The sequence below is a fragment of the Pontibacter beigongshangensis genome (assembly GCF_014332515.1).
GTDB classification, from domain to species: domain Bacteria; phylum Bacteroidota; class Bacteroidia; order Cytophagales; family Hymenobacteraceae; genus Pontibacter; species Pontibacter beigongshangensis.
In genome coordinates this window covers 1-1,455 of sequence record NZ_VFSD01000054.1, presented here as the reverse complement: position 1 = coordinate 1,455, position 1,455 = coordinate 1, and the positions used below count along the sequence as shown (strand labels likewise).

Genomic DNA, 1,455 nt, shown 5'->3' with positions numbered 1-1,455 from the left:
AAACATGAATCATCCCGAACTTTTGTAATGGGATGAAAAAGGAAAACCTCCTGTTTTGTGGTTGTAGACCATTTAAAACAGGAGGTTTTTATGTTTACTACTTCTAAAAACGCATCTTCCCAGGCCCAGGTTCTCTCCCAGGCCCGTTTTTTCTCCCATCGTCTCGAGGATTTCCTCTCTCCTTTCCTTCAGCAGCTCGACCGACTGCTGGACCGGCGTCTGGTAGCAACCTTTCTGGGGCTCTGTCAGTGCCTGATCCGCCACCGCAGCCGCTCCAGTGGCCTGGTGCTCTCGGAGCTGGGCGGGGTGCTGCTCTCGGGCGACAAGGCCCCTGCCGGCACCAAGCGCCTCTCTAACCTGCTTCGCAGCCCAAAGTGGTCCTGGGAGGTGATCACCGATTACCTAAGTCAGGGAGCCCAACGCTACGTGGACCAGCTGCTGGAGGCAGAGCGCGAGCTGCCCCTGCTTTTGTGGGATGAGAGCGTGCAGGAAAAAACAGAGAGCATCAAAAGCGAGGGCCTGTGCGCTGTCCGCAGCACCAAGGCCAAGCGGGCGCTGCGCGTAAAGCCCGGCTACTACGATCCCCCCGTCAAACAAGCCGTGCACGTGCCGGGCTTTCGGTGGGTGGGCCTGGTGTGCTGCGGGCTGTGGGCCCAGCCGATGCTGGCCCGCTTCCAGTGGTGGACCAGCCGGGGCCAACACGCTACCTCGCTGGCTCAAGTCAGGCTCACGCTGCTTCTGTGGGCCAGGGAAACCTTTGGCAAGGACGTGCTGCATGTCTTTGACCGCGGCTACGCCTCGGCCAAGTGGCTGGGCCTCTTGCTGGCACGCACGGACCGCTTCCTGTTGCGCTGGCCCTCCCGCTTCAAACTCCTGGACATAAAGGGGCTCCTGAAGCACGCCTACCGCTTCTCGGTGGGCAGGAAGGCCTCCTCCTCCAAAGTAGTCCGCGATATGGTGCGCAACATCACCTACCGCCGCAGCCTGGTGTGGCAGCCGTGTCTGCACCGGGATTACCCCGACTGCCCGCTCACTTTGATCATCTGCCGGCCGGGCCGCAAAGGCCGCCAGCCCTGGTACCTGTTGACCAATGAAGAGGTGAAAAGCGACCGCCAGGCCTGGCGCCTGGTATTCGCCTACGCCAGAAGGTGGCAGGTCGAGCAGGCCTTCCGCTTCAACAAATCAGAAATGGGCATGGAGAGCTGCCGATTGTGGTTCTGGGAGAGCCGCATGAAGCTCTTGCAGATTGTCACGCTCGTGTACGCCTTCCTGCTCTCCCTGCTGGACAAAGAACTGCGTCAGGCCATCTCCGACCTGCTGCGCCAGGGCTGCCATAGAACAGGAAAGCGGTGCAGGAAAACTCCTACACCGCTTTACCGCATCCGACTGGCACTGGCCAACCTCTGGAATCTGCTCTTGCTCTCCCTGACTCAAAGTTCGGGATGATTCATGTTT

Annotated in this window: 1 protein-coding gene; it reads left to right on the top strand. The window is 59.9% G+C overall.

Annotation, left to right across the window (positions count from 1 at the left end; translation table 11 throughout):
• Window positions 1-57: 57 nt before the first annotated feature.
• A complete protein-coding gene (locus FJM74_RS22710) occupies window positions 58-1,446 on the top strand; it encodes a transposase (RefSeq protein ID WP_187264813.1) in 1,389 nt (462 codons plus the stop codon).
• The last annotated feature ends 9 nt before the right edge of the window (window positions 1,447-1,455 follow it).